Origin of the sequence: Pseudomonas sp. S3E17 (assembly GCF_024168685.1) — a bacterium.
In the GTDB taxonomy this organism is placed as follows: Bacteria; Pseudomonadota; Gammaproteobacteria; order Pseudomonadales; family Pseudomonadaceae; genus Aquipseudomonas; species Aquipseudomonas marginalis.
The window spans coordinates 6,482,680-6,497,538 of the sequence record NZ_JALJWE010000001.1; the positions used below are offsets into that span (position 1 = coordinate 6,482,680).

Sequence of the window (14,859 nt, forward strand, 5' to 3'; positions counted from 1 at the left end):
TCCTGGCCTGTAGCGGGGTGGTATTTTTTTGCAAGGGCTTTTTGTTGTGGCTGGCGCATTGCTCAACGGGCGGTCGGACGACATAATGTAGCCCCTTTTTTCAGCCCCTACATGTGGAAGGTTCCCGTGACTCAGAAGCCCGACCAGTGTCTTGGTGAATGGATCGACCGTGAAGCACTCGCAGAAGCGATGATCCCGCTTATCGGTCAGCTGTACCGCAATAACAATGTGGTGAGCTCGATCTATGGCCGCAGCCTGATCAACCAATCAGTCATCGCGATTCTCAAGGCGCATCGCTTTGCTCGCCATCGTTCCGCCGACGACAGCGAACTCTCCGTCCACGAAACATTCCCCCTGCTCAAGGCCATGAGCGAGCTCAAGCTCGGCGCGGCTTCGGTAGACCTGGGCAAGCTGGCCTACAAATTCCGCAAGGAAGGTGCCGGCCGCAGCGCCGAGCAGTTCGTGCGTGAAGAAATGGCCGATGTGGTGGGCCAGCAAAACGCCGCTGCCCGCAAAGGCACCGACGTTGTCCTCTACGGCTTCGGTCGTATCGGCCGTCTGCTGGCGCGCATCCTGATCGAAAAAACCGGTGGCGGCGACGGCCTGCGCCTGCGTGCCATCGTGGTGCGCAAAGGCGCCGAGAACGACCTGACCAAACGCGCCAGCCTGCTGCGCCGCGATTCGGTACACGGTTCGTTCAACGGCACCATCACCATCGACGAAGAAAACAACACCATCACCGCCAACGGTAACCTGATCCAGGTGATCTACGCGAAGAACCCGACCGAGGTGGACTACACCCAGTACGGCATCAAGGACGCCCTGCTGGTGGACAACACCGGCGTATGGCGTGATGCCGAAGGCCTGGGCCAGCACCTGGCCTGCCCGGGCATCGACCGCGTCGTACTGACCGCGCCTGGCAAAGGCAAGCTCAAGAACATCGTGCATGGCATCAACCACGGTGAAATCACCGCTGACGACAAGATCGTGTCCGCCGCCTCCTGCACCACCAACGCCATCGTGCCGGTGCTCAAGGCTGTGAATGACAAGTTCGGCATCGTCAACGGCCACGTTGAAACCGTTCACTCGTACACCAACGACCAGAACCTGATCGACAACTTCCACAAGGGCGATCGCCGTGGCCGCAGCGCCGCGCTGAACATGGTCATCACCGAGACCGGTGCCGCCACCGCCGCTGCCAAGGCCTTGCCTGAGCTGGCCGGCAAGCTGACCGGTAACGCGATCCGTGTGCCGACGCCGAACGTGTCGATGGCCATTCTCAACCTGAACCTTGAGAAAGCCGCTACCCGTGAAGAGATGAACGAGTACCTGCGCTACATGGCGCTGCACTCCGACCTGCACAAGCAAATCGACTTCGTCAATTCCCAGGAAGTGGTGTCCACCGACTTCGTTGGCTCGCGCCACGCCGGTGTGGTGGACGCGGAAGCGACCATCAGCCAGGACAACCGCGTTGTGCTGTACGTCTGGTACGACAACGAGTTCGGCTACAGCTGCCAGGTGGTTCGCGTGATGGAAGACATGGCCGGGGTCAACCCGCCTGCGTTCCCGCGCTAAGCCTTAGCACTGAATGAAAAAGCCCCGACTGGTTCGGGGCTTTTTCATGGCTGCTGGTTTTGTGTTGTCGAGCAGGGCCTCATCGGGAGCAAGCTCCCTCCCACATTTGAATGTATTCACAAGTCGACATGTGGGAGGGGTTAATGCCAGTCAGTTAAGGCTTTTTGTAGGAGCGAGCTTGCTCGCGAAAAACTCACAGGCGCCGCGTTCATTCAGGAAGCATGCGTTATCGTTGACGTTTTTCGCGAGCAAGCTCGCTCCTACAGGAGGCAATGTACGCTTAACTGACTGGCGTTAGGGCTTGCCCCCGATAGCGATCGTTCAGTGGATGCATACTCATTTCAGCAGTTTGCCGCGCAAGTCATCGGACAAACCCTTGGGTGCCAGCCAAATGCCCAGGTAGGCCCTTGCCAGCGCGTCATTGCGGCTGCTGAACACCACCTGCCCATTGATCTCCAGATTCAGGCCACGGCCCGGACGAAAGTCCAGGGCGTAGCGATCAGCGCTGCGGATGTTACGAAAGCTGGCGTGCAACTGGTCGACTTCAAGCCTCAGGCGAGGGCTGGCTTGCTGGCGCTCCAAGGTGGCCGTCGCCGCCTTGATCACATCGTTGCGGTCGATGTCGCGAAAGTAATACAACACAAGGCGCAGCGGCTGTTGCGAGTCCCGTGCCTGCCTGGCGCTCACAGTCTGCGGGGCATACAGCGCAGCCGCGTACACATCCGCCCAGAGGTAGGTGAACACCGTCTGGTTTTTCAGCGCCAGTCCATGGGCTTGCGCAGGAAAATCGGCTTGCCGGAGGCGGTCTGCCTCATTCGCATGCACCACAACCGAAAAAATCATCATTAAACAGAAAACGACATGCCGCATAATGACCCGTCCTGCAAAGGTGCGTGTCAGCAGTGTAATGCCGGTTTCCTGTTCCTGTAGTAAAGGCAAAACTGGCCTACGACGCGACCAAGGGTTAATGTGCGCGGCGTTGAGCCTTATATAGACTGTGCCCCGGTTCACACACTTGAGCCAAATTGTCCTTCATGACCGCTGGCCGCGGCATGATTTAGCCAGGCGTCCAACCGTGCGCCTGGCCTGTTCTGAGGAGTACGCATGGCTGTCTACAACTACGACGTGGTGGTACTGGGTTCCGGCCCGGCTGGAGAAGGTGCGGCGATGAACGCCGCGAAGGCAGGGCGCAAGGTGGCGATGGTCGATAGCCGTCGCCAGGTCGGCGGTAACTGCACCCACCTGGGCACCATCCCGTCCAAGGCTTTGCGTCACTCGGTGCGCCAGATCATGCAGTTCAACACCAACCCGATGTTCCGGGCCATTGGTGAGCCGCGCTGGTTCTCGTTCCCGGACGTGCTGAAAAGCGCCGAGAAGGTCATCTCCAAGCAAGTCGCTTCGCGCACCGGCTACTACGCCCGTAACCGTGTCGACCTGTTCTTCGGCACCGGCAGCTTCGCCGACGAGCAAACCGTCGAAGTGGTGTGCGCCAACGGCGTGGTCGAGAAGCTGGTGGCCAAGCACATCATCATCGCCACCGGTTCGCGCCCGTATCGCCCGGCGGACATCGATTTCCACCACCCGCGTATCTACGATAGCGACACCATCCTCAGCCTGGGCCATACCCCGCGCAAGCTGATCATCTACGGCGCCGGCGTGATCGGCTGTGAATACGCCTCGATCTTCAGTGGCCTGGGCGTGCTGGTGGAACTGGTGGACAACCGCGACCAGTTGCTGAGCTTCCTCGACTCGGAAATTTCCCAGGCGTTGAGCTACCACTTCAGCAACAACAACATCACCGTGCGTCACAACGAAGAATACGAGCGGGTCGAAGGCCTGGACAACGGCGTGATCCTGCACCTCAAGTCCGGCAAGAAGATCAAGGCCGATGCCTTGCTGTGGTGCAACGGCCGTACCGGCAACACCGACAAGCTCGGCATGGAAAACATCGGGGTCAAGGTCAACAGCCGTGGCCAGATCGAAGTCGACGAGAACTATCGCACCTGCGTGCCGAACATCTACGGCGCCGGTGACGTGATCGGCTGGCCAAGCCTGGCCAGTGCGGCGCATGACCAGGGCCGTTCGGCCGCCGGCAGCATTGTCGACAACGGCAGCTGGCGTTATGTGAACGACGTGCCGACCGGGATCTACACGATTCCCGAGATCAGCTCGATCGGCAAGAACGAGCACGAACTGACCAAGGCCAAGGTGCCTTACGAAGTGGGCAAGGCGTTCTTCAAGAGCATGGCGCGTGCGCAGATCGCCGGTGAGCCGCAAGGCATGCTCAAGATCCTGTTTCACCGCGAAACCCTGGAAGTCCTCGGCGTGCATTGCTTCGGCTACCAGGCTTCGGAGATCGTGCACATCGGCCAGGCGATCATGAACCAGCCGGGTGAGCAAAATACCCTCAAGTATTTCGTCAACACCACGTTCAACTACCCGACCATGGCCGAAGCCTATCGGGTAGCGGCCTACGACGGCCTCAACCGGCTTTTTTGAGCGGCTCCGGCCGGTGGCCTGAGCCGGCCGGGGAGACCGATTTCAGTAATTCTCGAGGGTGGCAGTGGCCAAACCGGGAAAGTCTGTAATCAGGCTATCTACGCCGAAGTCGGCGAGCCTGCGCATCAGCGCAGGTTCGTTGACTGTCCACACGGACACGTGCAGGCCCTGGCGCTGGGCTTTTTCCAGGCGCTCGGGGGTGCACAACGTCCAGTTCAACGCCAGCATCTCACAGCCGTAGTTCTGCGCGACCTTCAGCGGGTCGAGCCAGGCATATTCGGCGACCAGCCCGCGTGACAGGTCGGGGGTGAGTTCAACCGCCGCTTTCAACACTTCCCGCGAGCTTGAGGTTACGGTGACCTTGTCCATCAGGCCGAAACGCACGGCCATCTCACGGATGGCCAGCACGGTGGTCGCGGCACGGGTGCGCGAGGCGCTTTTGACTTCCAGTTGCCAGTGATCGAAGTCGCACTGTTCGAACAGCTCTTCCAGGCGCGGAATCGGGCAAGGCTTGACCCAGCCCGGGCCGCCTTTGCGCGCGTCCATCTTCACCAGGTCTGCCGCCGAATACTCGACGACTTTGCCGCGCCGGTCGGTGGTGCGCTTGAGGGTCGGGTCGTGGATGACCATCAGCTCGCCGTCCATGGACAGGTGCAAATCCAGTTCGCAGCGGCGTACACCGTGCTTGAGACACGCCTGGAAGCTGGTCAGGGTGTTTTCCGGTGCTTCGCCTTTGGCACCGCGGTGGCCGTAGATCAGGGTCACAGTTGCTCCTTTACGCCAGCTTGTCTGGCAGGGTGAATTCGAGAGTTCAGGTGTCTTGGGCGTCGCTCTGTTCCCGTGCCAGGCGCCGTTCCTGCGCCTGTTTCTGCAGGATGTAGCGCGCCAGCAGCTGGCGTTGGGCATCGGTCATGGCTTCGAATTCCGTGCCGACGTCGAAGCCTGTGCCCTTGGGATCGCAATGGGTGACCCGCGCGCGCAGCAGCAGGCCGAGCGCCTGGGGCATCAGCACCAGCTTGACCGCCAGGTGTGCACCCACCGTCAGGGGGGAGGGGTGTTGGAAATCGATGCCGCCTTCGGAAATGATCACCGGCTGCGGAGCGCCGACCTCATCCAGCAGGCCGCGGGCCATGATTTGGCTGAGCAAATCCAGGCGTTTGTTCTGCACGCGAAGAAAGGCCACAAGGGTGCGATCCTTCTCGCTGAGCTGGCGCAACAGGTGCTGGGCTTCAAATTCGCTCAGGTGCAGTTCACTGAGCAGATTGAACAGCGGTGAATCATCCAGCAACACTTCCTTGCTCGCCGCTTCGGGGGCAGACAGGCTTTTGATTTGGAGTGCGATCATGTCGTCGATACGGTAGTATTCGCGGCGCTCTTCTTCATCTAATGTCGACATGGCGAACCCCAGGTAACGGTAATGGTCTGAGTGTAAAGCTGCTTACCAGACCCCGCCACCGGGACGTCTTCTTTTCCTCCGAACAAGCCCCGACATGTTCAGACCTCTCTTCGTATTTATTGGCACGCGTTATACCCGTGCAAAGCGTCGCAATCATTTTGTGTCGTTCATTTCCTTGACCTCGATGATCGGTCTCGCCCTTGGCGTGGTCGTGATGATCGTGGTGCTGTCGGTGATGAACGGCTTCGATCATGAAATGCGCACCCGTGTGCTGGGCATGGTGCCCCACGCGACCATCGAGGGCGATGCGCCCATCAGCGACTGGCAAAGCCTGGCCGCCAAGGTCAAGCAGAACCCCAAAGTGGTGGCCGTGGCGCCATTTACCCAGATGCAGGGGTTGCTGACCAACGACGGCAAGGTGCAGAAAATCCTGCTCAATGCCATCGACCCGGCCCAGGAACGCAACGTCTCGATCATCGACAAGTTCATGTTGCAGGGCAAACTCGACGATCTGGCCCCCGGCAGTTTTGGCATTGTCATCGGTGACAAGGCGGCGGCCAAGCTCGGCGTAGGCATCGGCGACAAGCTGACCTTCGTCGCGCCGGAAGTCACCGTGACGCCGGCCGGCATGTTCCCGCGCATGAAGCGCTTTACCGTGGTCGGCACCTTCCACGTCGGCGCCGGCGAGATCGACGGCTACCTCGGCCTGACCAACCTCACCGACCTGGCCCGCCTGCATCGCTGGCAGCCGGACCAGGTGCAAGGCCTGCGCCTGAAGTTCAACGACCTGTTCGATGCCCCGCGCGGCGCCTGGGAAATCGCCCAGCACCTGGGTGAAAGCCAGTACTACGCCCGCGACTGGACCCGCACCCACGGCAACCTGTACCAGGCCATCCGCATGGAAAAAGCCATGATCGGCCTGCTGTTGCTGCTGATCGTCGCCGTTGCCGCCTTCAACATCATCTCCACGCTGGTGATGGTGGTGAATGACAAGAAGGGCGACATCGCCATCCTGCGCACCCTCGGCGCCACGCCGGGGCAGATCATGGCGATCTTCATGGTGCAGGGCACCGTGATCGGCGTGGTCGGCACCTTGATCGGCACCGCGGTAGGCATTTTGGCCGCGCTGAACGTCAGTGCCGCCATCGCCTTGCTTGAAAAGGTGATCGGCCACAAGTTCCTCAACGCCGATGTCTACTTCATCGATTACCTGCCGTCCCAGGTGCAAGCCCAGGACGTGCTGATGGTGGGCGGCGCCGCGTTGGTCCTGAGTTTCCTTGCCACCCTGTATCCAGCCTGGCGCGCGGCACGTACCCAGCCAGCACAGGCCTTACGTTATGAGTGAATCGGGCATGAGTGAAAAAGCAATCCTGAGCTGCCGCAACCTGGGCAAATCCTACGAGGAAGGCCCGGAGTCGGTCGTGGTGCTGTCCAACCTGCAACTGGAACTGCATCCCGGCGAGCGCGTGGCGATCGTCGGCAGTTCCGGTTCCGGCAAAAGTACCTTGCTCAACCTGTTGGGCGGCCTCGATACGCCGTCCCAGGGCAGCGTATGGCTGGCCGGTGAAGAACTGTCGGCCCTGAATGAAAAGGCCCGTGGCCAGTTGCGCAACCGCTCGTTGGGCTTTGTGTACCAGTTCCACCACCTGTTGCCGGAATTCACCGCCCTGGAAAACGTGTGCATGCCGCTGTTGATCGGCAAGACCGCGATCCCGGAAGCGCGCCAGCGCGCCAAGGCGTTGCTCGAGCGCGTCGGCCTCGGCCATCGCCTGGAACACAAGCCGGCCGAACTGTCAGGCGGTGAGCGCCAGCGTGTGGCGATTGCTCGTGCCCTGGTGAACAACCCGGGGCTGGTGATGCTCGACGAGCCCACCGGCAACCTCGACTCCCACACCGCCCAGGGCATCAAGGACTTGATGCTGGAACTGAGCACCCAGATGCGCACCGCGTTCCTGGTGGTGACCCATGACATGAGCATGGCCCGCCAGATGGACCGTGTGCTGCACCTGCAGGAAGGTCATCTGGTCGCCATCTGACCTGTTTCAAGCCCGGTGCCTGACGCCGGGTTTTCTATTTTTCCAACGGTGCCCGCGAATGTTCAGACCGTTATCGATTTTCATCGGCACGCGCTATACCCGCGCCAAGCGCCGTAACCGTTTTGTTTCGTTTATCTCGATGACGTCGATGATCGGCCTCGCCCTGGGCGTGCTGGCGATGATCGTGGTGCTGTCGGTGATGAACGGCTTCCAGCGCGAAATGAGCTCGCGCATCCTTGGCATGGTGCCTCACGCCACTGTCGTCGGGGTGAATCCGATCGACGATTGGCAGCCGGTGGCCGCTGCGGCGATGAAAAATCCGCAAGTGACTGCCGCCGTACCGTTCACGCAGATGGACGGCATGTTCTCCTACAAGGGCGCGATGCAGCCGATTGAGATCAGCGGCGTCGACCCGGCCCAGGAAGGCAAGGTGTCGATCGTGGCCCAGCATATCGTGCAGGGCAAACTGGAAGACCTGAAGCCCGGCGAGTTCGGCGTGGTGGTCGGCGAAATCACCGCCCGGCGTTTTCGCCTGAATGTGGGCGACAAATTGACCCTGATCGTCCCGGAAATCAGCAGTGCGCCCGGTGGTATCACCCCGCGCATGCAGCGTCTGAACGTAGTGGGTATCTTCAAGGTCGGCGCCGAGCTGGATGGCTCCATGGCCCTGATCCACATGGCTGACGCCGCCGAGATACAGCATTGGCAGCCGAACCAGGTGCAGAGCGTGCGCCTGGCGTTGAAAGACCTGTACGCAGCGCCCAAGGTCTCGGCGGACATCGCCGCCAGCCTCGGCAGCGGCTACAAGCCCGATGACTGGACCCACACCCAGGGCAGCCTGTTCAGCGCGATGAAGATGGAAAAGACCATGATCGGCCTGTTGTTGCTGATGATCGTCGCGGTCGCGGCGTTCAACATCATCGCCACGCTGATCATGGTGGTGAACGACAAGGGTGCGGACATCGCGATCCTGCGCACCATCGGCGCCACGCCACGGCAGATCATGGCGATCTTCATGGTGCAGGGCACGGTGATCGGCATTGTCGGCACCTTGATCGGCGGCGTGCTGGGGGTGATTGCGGCGCTGAACGTGAGTGAGCTGGTGGGCTGGCTGGAGCGGGTGAGCGGGCAGCATATCTTCAGTTCGGATGTGTACTTCGTCAGCAACCTGCCTTCGGAGCTGCAAAGTGGCGATGTGGTGCTGATTTGTACGGCCGGGTTTGTGTTGAGCTTCATGGCGACGATTTACCCGGCGTATCGGGCGGCGAAGATTCAGCCGGCACATGCCCTTAGGTATTCGTAGTCTTTAAGACCGCTATCGGGGGCAAGCCCCCGATAGGGCCGGCCCGGCTTGCATCAATTTCCCCTGGGCAACTCAATCACAAACCTTGTCCACCCCGCCGCGGATTCACAAAAAATCCTCCCCCCATGGGCTCGCACAATCGACTGGGTAATCGCCAATCCCAGCCCCGCATGCTCGCTGCTGCCTTCATGGCGCGCCGGGTCGGCTCGGTAGAACCGGTCGAACAACCTCGGCAACACGTGCGCTGGAATACCTTCCCCGCTGTTCTCTACCGTCAGTGTCACGCCCCGTGTGCCTTCAACCATCCGCACGCGCACTTGGCCGCCGGCCGGGGTAAACCTGAGGGCGTTATCCAGCAGGTTCGACAGGGCCCGGCGCAGCATGCCGCGATCGCCGACGGTTTGCGCGCCGCCTTCGCGTACCAGCGAGACCTGTGCGTCTTCTGCCAGCAACGCGAAAAACTCCAGCAATGTCTCCACTTCATCCGCCAGCACCAACGGCTCGCGCTTGGGCACCAGCAAGCCGTGGTCCGCCTTGGCCAGGTACAGCATGTCATTCACCAACTGCGCCATCCATTGCAGCTCTTCCAGGTTGCTGTGCAGCGCCTCGCGGTAATCCTCCAGGGGGCGCGGTTGGGTCAGGATGACCTGGGTCTGGGTCAGCAGGTTCGACAGGGGCGTGCGCAGTTCATGGGCAATGTCGGCGGAGAAGGCCGACAGGCGTTGGAAGGCGTCGTCCAATCGCCCCAGCATGGCATTGAAGGCCTGGGCCAGGTCGGCCAGTTCCGCCGGCATTTGCTGGTGAGGTAGGCGTTGGGTCAAGGAGTGGGCCGACACGCTGGCAGCCACTTCGCCCATGCGCCGCAACGGACGCAAGCCACTGCGTGCAGCCCAGGCGCCCAGCAGCGCGGTGGCCAGGGCCGACAGGCCGACGGTGAGCCAGATCAAATGTTGCATGCGTTGCAGGAAGTGCTGGTGATGGGTGATGTCGAGTATCAGGGTCAGTTGCGGTGAAGCGGGCTGGCCGGGCCTCAAGGGGGCGTTGTACACGCGGTAGTCGGTACCTGCGTTTTGCAGGGTGTGCAGGCCAGGCGCCTCGGGCAGGCTGACGCTTGGCGCATCGTCCAGCCAGCGCTGGCCGGCGGCGGTGATGCGCAATGTCAGGTCAGGCTGGCGATTGAGTTCGGCTCGCAGCTGCGCTTCGCGTTGGGCGAATGAGTCCAGTGATTCGACGCCCTGCAAGGTACTGCGCAGCGCCACCAGCGTGCTGTCGAGTTGCTGTTGGTCCAGCTCAATGAAGTGCGCCTCGCTGGCACGGTTGAACAGCACGCCCGCGAGCAACGAGACCACCGCGGTGCACGCCGCAAACAGCAGGGCCAGACGGCTGGCCAGGGACAGACGCTGGTTCAATGGCTGCGCTCCTCCAGCACATAACCCATGCCGCGCACGGTATGGATCAGCTTGGTGGGGAAGGGATCGTCGACTTTCAGGCGCAGGCGCCGGATCGCGACTTCGATGATGTTGGTGTCACTGTCGAAATTCATGTCCCACACCTGGGAGGCAATCAGCGACTTGGGCAGGACTTCGCCCTGGCGGCGCAGCAGCAGTTCCAGCAGGGAGAACTCCTTGGCGGTGAGGTCGATGCGCTGGCCGTCCCGTTCGACACGGCGGCGGATCAGGTCCAGGCGCAGGTCGGCCAGTTGCAGAGCGGTTTCCTGCGGCGTGCTGCTGCCACGGCGCAACAGGCTGCGTACCCGCGCCAGCAGTTCGGAGAAGGCAAAGGGCTTGACCAGGTAATCGTCGGCACCCAGTTCCAGGCCGTGCACCCGGTCTTCCACGGCATCCCGGGCGGTCAGAAACAGCACCGGGATCTCCAGGCCGGCACTGCGCACCGCTTGCAGGATTTGCCAACCGTCGCGACCGGGCAGCATCACATCCAGGATCAACAGGTCATAATCGCCGGTCAGCGCCAGGTGCTGGCCGCTGGTGCCGTCGGCCACCAGTTCGGTGGTAAAGCCCGCCTCGGCCAGGCCTTGGCGCAGATAGTGGCCGGTTTTCGGTTGGTCTTCGACGATCAGCAATTTCATGGGCGGCTCTTGGCAACAGTTCACGAGGGGCTTTATACCCTGGGTGCCAGGGGAAGGGCGCAACCTGACAAAGTTGTAATCTAGCAGTCAGCTGGCTGGCAGCGGCGCACTCTTAGAGTGCTGTCCAAGCAGGTTGCACACTTTTTGGAGAATCGAGATGGCATTGCGTACACCCCTGTTGTTGGCGAGCTGCCTGTTGGCGTTGAGTTTCAATGTAATGGCGGATGCGGCCCATACCTACGCGTTCGGCCAGCCGGCACCGGCGGATAAGGCCACACGCACCGTGGAAGTGACGCTGCAGGACATTTCCTTTTCGCCCAAGTCCCTGGACGTCAAGGCCGGTGAGACGGTGCGCTTTGTACTGGTCAACAAAGGCCAGTTGCTGCATGAATTCAACCTCGGTGACGCGGCGATGCACGCCGAACACCAGAAGGAAATGCTGCAGATGCAGGCCAGCGGCATGCTCACCTCCACGGGGATGGGCAAGATGGATCACAGTGCGATGGGCCATGGTGATATGGGCGGCATGAAACACGACGATCCCAACAGCGTGCTGGTGGAACCCGGCAAGACCGCTGAGCTGACCTGGACGTTCACCAAGGCCACCGGCCTGGAGTTCGCCTGCAACCTCCCCGGGCATTACCAGGCGGGCATGGTCGGCAAGCTGACCGTTGAGTAAGGCGTTTCTTAAGGGCGGGGGCAAAGGCTGGTAGACTGGCGCGGTTTATTTAGCCAGGTTTCCGCCATGCATCCCGCAGCCGAACATTCGCCGCTGGGCAAGTCCAGTGAATACATCTCCACCTACACCCCTTCGTTGCTGTTCCCGATTCCACGCGCCGCCAAGTGGGCCGAGCTGGGCCTGAGCGCCGGGACCTTGCCGTACAAGGGCGTGGACTTCTGGAACTGCTTCGAGTTGTCCTGGCTGCTGCCGTCGGGCAAGCCGGTGGTGGCCATCGGTGAGTTCAGCATCCCCGCCGACTCGCCGAACATCATCGAGTCCAAGTCGTTCAAGCTGTACCTCAACTCGCTGAACCAGACCGCGTTCACCGATACACCCAGCCTGGAAGCGACCCTGCGCACCGACCTCAGCGCTGCCGCCGGCAAGCCTGTTACCGTGCGTATCCGCAGCTTGGCCGACATTGAGGCCGAAGGCGTGATGGCGTTGCCCGGCACGTGCATTGACGATCTGGATATCAGTGTCAGCAACTACGAACACCCGCGCCCGGAGCTGCTGCGTTGCGATGACTCGCGCATTGTCGCGGAGAGCGTGCACAGCCACCTGCTCAAGTCCAACTGCCCGGTGACCAGCCAGCCCGACTGGGGCAGCGTAGTGGTTGAGTATCGCGGTTCGGCGTTGGATCACGGGAGTTTGCTGGAATACCTGGTGAGCTTTCGCCAGCACTCGGATTTCCATGAACAGTGCGTGGAGCGCATTTTCCTCGACCTGCAGCGTTTGCTGAAGCCGGAGAAGTTGACGGTGTATGCGCGCTATGTGCGGCGCGGCGGGTTGGATATCAACCCTTACCGCAGTACTGAGGATGTGGCGTTCCAGAACGTGCGCCTGGCCCGTCAGTAAGCAAAGGTGGGAGGGGGGCAAGCCCTCTCCTACCTTTTGGTTCTGCGCCTGGCTTGGGCTCGGGTCAGATCCCCATGTTACCCAAGGTGATCATGATATTGCGCAGTGTCCCGGAAATTACCGGGTGCTCAGCGTCGAACTCTATGGCAGCTTGGCTCACATCGTCGGAAATACTCGGCGTTTGAGTGGCCGGTTCAAGTTCAAGTTGCAATTCAAACTTGGCAATCAAGGCCTGCAGCGCTTCACGTTTTTCTTCCGACAGCGGCGGTTCCTGTTCCAGCTGCCCGCGCAGGATTTCGACCTGTTCTTCCAGTTTTTTGCGATCAGGCATGACGTTCTTCCTTTTATCGATAGGCACTGGCATAGACCACGGCACGCCGTGAAAGGTCTACGGATTGACCTGTAGATTAATCCACGGGCGCCGACTGTGCATGATCTCGATCAGGGCTTCTCGCCTTTGAGCTGGCGCAGGCTGATGTCGGCCAGGCAGGTGCCGAGTTCACCGAGGTGATCGATCACCGAGTGGACCCCCAGGCCATAGAGCTCAACGGTGGCTTTGCCGCGCTTGTGCTCGCGTTCCTTGTCGCTCAGCGCCTGCCACTGCTCAGGCGCCAGGCCGCACAGCGAACCACAGGAGGCCAGGCCAATGGTCCACAAACCGGCATTCAGGCCCGATTGCAACAGGCGCGGTTCGCCACTGACCAGTACGCAACCTTCCAGGCGTTCAATGTTGAGTTCCATCAAGGCTTGCCAGCAGGCATGAGGGGCGGGCCAGCGGATGGAGGAGGGGGGGGCGGCCTTGAGCCAGCCGGGCAGTACGGCGGCCAGTGGTGTGGTTACCGAAGGCGGCAGTTCATCCAGCCAGGCACAGGGGACGCCTTGTTCCTTGAGGCTGCGCAGGATTTTCAGGGCGCCGGGTGTGGCTTGGGAGTCCGGGGAGGGGGAATCGGTGCGTGCCCGGGAACCAAAGTCCACCAGGCAACCACTCAGGCCAAACAGAACAGCAGTCAAGGCGGGCGCGTTGGCGATGGCTATCTCGGCGTGAGGCATGTCGACATCCCTGAAATAGCTGTGACGCTATCGGGGCAGGATGACAAGCAGATGACAGGCGGCTAATTGTAGGAAAATTGTCCATTTGTGTTAGGACGATTCCTAGCAGCTGCCTAATTGGACACTTCCGTCATATACTGACGGCCTTATTCAGGGCATAGCGCCCATGACAGACCATTCAAGGAGCAAAAGCTATGCGCTGGAGCCACTACTTCGCTCAGCTATCGGTGTGTGCCACTGTCCTGCTGGCGCCTTTCGCTGCACAGGCTGCATCGGAAGATGATCCATGGGAAAGCGTCAACCGCCCGATCTTCACCTTTAACGACACCGTTGATACCTATGCCCTCAAGCCATTGGCCCAAGGCTATCAGTGGATCACCCCGCAATTTGTCGAAGATGGTATCCATAACTTCTTCCGCAATATCGGTGATGTCGGCAACCTGGCCAACAATGTGCTGCAGCTCAAGCCCCACAATGCCGGGGTCGACACTGCGCGCTTGCTGGTTAACACCACTTTCGGCGTGCTGGGCTTTATCGACGTCGGCACCAAAATGGGGCTGCAACGCAGTGATGAAGACTTCGGCCAGACCCTCGGTTACTGGGGCGTGGGCAGCGGTCCCTACGTGATGATCCCGCTGTTGGGCCCGAGCACCTTGCGTGATGCACCGTCCAAATACGTGGACAGCTACACCCAACCGTACCGCTATATGAACGATATCGGCTGGCGCAACAGCACCATGGGCCTGAACATCGTTGACACCCGTGCCAGCCTGCTCGATAGCGAGAAACTGATCACCGGCGACAAGTACACCTTCATCCGCAATGCCTACCTGCAGAACCGCGAGTTCAAGGTCAAGGATGGCAAGGTCGTCGACGACTTTTAAGCTGTGATGTTTTGAAATGAAAAAAAGGCGACCCTGGCGGTCGCCTTTTTTGTGCGCGGGTTTCAGCGCATTTTCAGGATCCTAAGCCCGAGTTGTTGCTCGTCGCCCGTGGTTTTGGTCCAGACCACTTTCGTGTCAGCCTCCAGGCCCTTAAGCGCCGGGTGGTCTGAATCAATGCGTACGGTGAGCAGGTCTCCCACGGCAAACTGGCGCGGTGCCTGCACCTGCATCCCGGAGCTGGAAAGGTCCACGCAAACCCCGGCAAACTCCTGGCCTTCGTGGAGCAAAGATACTTCGGCATCCACCCGCATGCGGATGAAATCGCGTTTTTCGGCGTAGTCGCGCTCGTGTTCGCCCATCGGTTCCATCCTTACTTTGTGTTGTGGTCTTGGCTGTTCTTATAACTCCCGGTGATTTGCGATGTAAAGACGCCCGGCGACCATCGGCATGAGCT

16 protein-coding genes are annotated in these 14,859 nt (G+C 60.7%); 8 read left to right on the forward strand and 8 right to left on the reverse strand.

Features of this window, described 5'->3' with window-relative positions; all coding sequences use genetic code 11:
• Window positions 1-111: 111 nt before the first annotated feature.
• Complete coding sequence (locus J3D60_RS29435) at window positions 112-1,575, forward strand: glyceraldehyde-3-phosphate dehydrogenase (RefSeq protein WP_074844503.1); 1,464 nt, start codon at window positions 112-114, stop codon at window positions 1,573-1,575.
• Window positions 1,576-1,911: 336 nt separating this feature from the next.
• Here J3D60_RS29435 and J3D60_RS29440 read toward each other — a convergent pair whose 3' ends face one another.
• Entirely contained in the window at window positions 1,912-2,445 is a 534-nt protein-coding gene (locus tag J3D60_RS29440; protein WP_253493693.1) for a chalcone isomerase family protein, read from the reverse strand.
• Between the two features lie 234 nt (window positions 2,446-2,679).
• On the opposite strand from J3D60_RS29440, the gene sthA reads away from it, so the two are divergent.
• Entirely contained in the window at window positions 2,680-4,074 is a 1,395-nt protein-coding gene (gene sthA, locus J3D60_RS29445; protein ID WP_003189670.1) for a Si-specific NAD(P)(+) transhydrogenase, read from the forward strand.
• 42 nt (window positions 4,075-4,116) lie between these two features.
• Here the strand turns inward: sthA and J3D60_RS29450 are convergent, their stop codons facing one another.
• Window positions 4,117-4,839 (reverse strand): glycerophosphodiester phosphodiesterase family protein, encoded by a 723-nt coding sequence (locus J3D60_RS29450; protein WP_027604230.1) that lies wholly within the window; start codon window positions 4,837-4,839, stop codon window positions 4,117-4,119.
• Window positions 4,840-4,885: 46 nt separating this feature from the next.
• Window positions 4,886-5,470 (reverse strand): PilZ domain-containing protein, encoded by a 585-nt coding sequence (locus J3D60_RS29455; RefSeq protein WP_027604229.1) that lies wholly within the window; start codon window positions 5,468-5,470, stop codon window positions 4,886-4,888.
• A 94-nt stretch (window positions 5,471-5,564) separates the two neighbouring features.
• Here J3D60_RS29455 and J3D60_RS29460 point away from each other — a divergent pair, with 94 nt between their 5' ends.
• From J3D60_RS29460 to J3D60_RS29470, 3 genes are read left to right on the forward strand one after another with little or no spacing between them, the layout of a single operon-like run.
• Window positions 5,565-6,815, forward strand: coding sequence for a lipoprotein-releasing ABC transporter permease subunit (locus J3D60_RS29460; RefSeq protein ID WP_027604228.1), 1,251 nt, complete (start codon window positions 5,565-5,567; stop codon window positions 6,813-6,815).
• A gap of 7 nt (window positions 6,816-6,822) precedes the next feature.
• On the forward strand, window positions 6,823-7,506 hold the full coding sequence (gene lolD, locus J3D60_RS29465) for a lipoprotein-releasing ABC transporter ATP-binding protein LolD (protein ID WP_024074097.1): 684 nt from the start codon (window positions 6,823-6,825) through the stop codon (window positions 7,504-7,506).
• A 58-nt stretch (window positions 7,507-7,564) separates the two neighbouring features.
• Window positions 7,565-8,809, forward strand: coding sequence for a lipoprotein-releasing ABC transporter permease subunit (locus J3D60_RS29470; protein ID WP_253493695.1), 1,245 nt, complete (start codon window positions 7,565-7,567; stop codon window positions 8,807-8,809).
• A gap of 53 nt (window positions 8,810-8,862) precedes the next feature.
• Here J3D60_RS29470 and J3D60_RS29475 read toward each other — a convergent pair whose 3' ends face one another.
• Together J3D60_RS29475 and J3D60_RS29480 are read right to left on the reverse strand one after the other, a co-directional pair.
• A complete protein-coding gene (locus J3D60_RS29475; RefSeq protein ID WP_065939336.1) occupies window positions 8,863-10,218 on the reverse strand; it encodes a heavy metal sensor histidine kinase in 1,356 nt (451 codons plus the stop codon).
• Window positions 10,215-10,895 carry a heavy metal response regulator transcription factor gene (locus J3D60_RS29480; RefSeq protein WP_092490356.1) on the reverse strand — a complete coding sequence of 227 codons (681 nt, stop codon included), beginning with the start codon at window positions 10,893-10,895 and terminating at the stop codon, window positions 10,215-10,217. Before J3D60_RS29480 ends, J3D60_RS29475 begins: the two co-directional genes overlap by 4 nt.
• Before the next feature lie 157 nt (window positions 10,896-11,052).
• Between J3D60_RS29480 and J3D60_RS29485 the strand changes: the two genes are divergently transcribed.
• Together J3D60_RS29485 and queF are read left to right on the forward strand one after the other, a co-directional pair.
• The gene (locus J3D60_RS29485; protein WP_065939335.1) at window positions 11,053-11,574 is read left to right on the forward strand and encodes a plastocyanin/azurin family copper-binding protein; all 522 of its coding nucleotides are present in this window, start codon (window positions 11,053-11,055) and stop codon (window positions 11,572-11,574) included.
• Window positions 11,575-11,640: 66 nt separating this feature from the next.
• Window positions 11,641-12,471, forward strand: a complete 831-nt coding sequence (gene queF, locus J3D60_RS29490) for an NADPH-dependent 7-cyano-7-deazaguanine reductase QueF (RefSeq protein ID WP_253493697.1) — start codon at window positions 11,641-11,643, stop codon at window positions 12,469-12,471.
• Window positions 12,472-12,535: 64 nt separating this feature from the next.
• Here queF and J3D60_RS29495 read toward each other — a convergent pair whose 3' ends face one another.
• Both J3D60_RS29495 and J3D60_RS29500 read right to left on the reverse strand, forming a co-directional pair.
• Window positions 12,536-12,802, reverse strand: a complete 267-nt coding sequence (locus tag J3D60_RS29495; protein ID WP_065928147.1) for a DUF4404 family protein — start codon at window positions 12,800-12,802, stop codon at window positions 12,536-12,538.
• 110 nt (window positions 12,803-12,912) lie between these two features.
• Window positions 12,913-13,521: a phosphatase gene (locus J3D60_RS29500; protein WP_065939333.1), complete on the reverse strand. Its 609-nt coding sequence runs from the start codon at window positions 13,519-13,521 to the stop codon at window positions 12,913-12,915.
• A gap of 194 nt (window positions 13,522-13,715) precedes the next feature.
• On the opposite strand from J3D60_RS29500, the gene J3D60_RS29505 reads away from it, so the two are divergent.
• Window positions 13,716-14,405, forward strand: a complete 690-nt coding sequence (locus J3D60_RS29505; RefSeq protein WP_027604219.1) for a VacJ family lipoprotein — start codon at window positions 13,716-13,718, stop codon at window positions 14,403-14,405.
• Between the two features lie 62 nt (window positions 14,406-14,467).
• Here J3D60_RS29505 and J3D60_RS29510 read toward each other — a convergent pair whose 3' ends face one another.
• A complete protein-coding gene (locus J3D60_RS29510) occupies window positions 14,468-14,764 on the reverse strand; it encodes a PilZ domain-containing protein (protein WP_065939332.1) in 297 nt (98 codons plus the stop codon).
• Between the last annotated feature and the right edge of the window lie 95 nt (window positions 14,765-14,859).